Origin of the sequence: Adlercreutzia equolifaciens (genome assembly GCF_029076695.1) — a bacterium.
Taxonomy (GTDB): Bacteria; Actinomycetota; Coriobacteriia; order Coriobacteriales; family Eggerthellaceae; genus Adlercreutzia; species Adlercreutzia equolifaciens_A.
Map to the genome: position 1 here is coordinate 1 of NZ_JARFIK010000270.1, position 315 is coordinate 315.

At 63.2% G+C, this 315-nt stretch carries 1 protein-coding gene; it reads left to right on the forward strand.

Features of this window, described 5'->3' with window-relative positions; genetic code table 11:
- Positions 1–315: polyphenol oxidase family protein (locus PZH32_RS12365; RefSeq protein ID WP_275208546.1), on the forward strand; the 315-nt coding region annotated here is incomplete at both ends.

The following is a 315-nucleotide window of genomic DNA, read 5'->3' on the forward strand; positions in this document are numbered from 1 at the left end:
GGCACAGTGGGACACATTGCCCGCAAGGCGGTGGAGCGCCTGTGCGCCCTAGAAGCGGTGGATCCGTCGGAGGTGAACGTCTACGTGGGTCCGCATATTCGCCAGGGTTGCTTCGAGGTGGGACCCGACGTGGCCCAACAGTTTGCCGACGAATTCGGCGCCGCTGTGGTTTCCGAAGATAATCGAGTCAGTTTGGCCGAGGCGGTGAAGGCCGACGTGCAAGCTGCCGGCGTGGATGCTCGGCGTATCATCGATGCGGGCATTTGCACCCGTTGCGCCTCGGACCTCTACTATTCCTATCGCGCCACCGAGGGC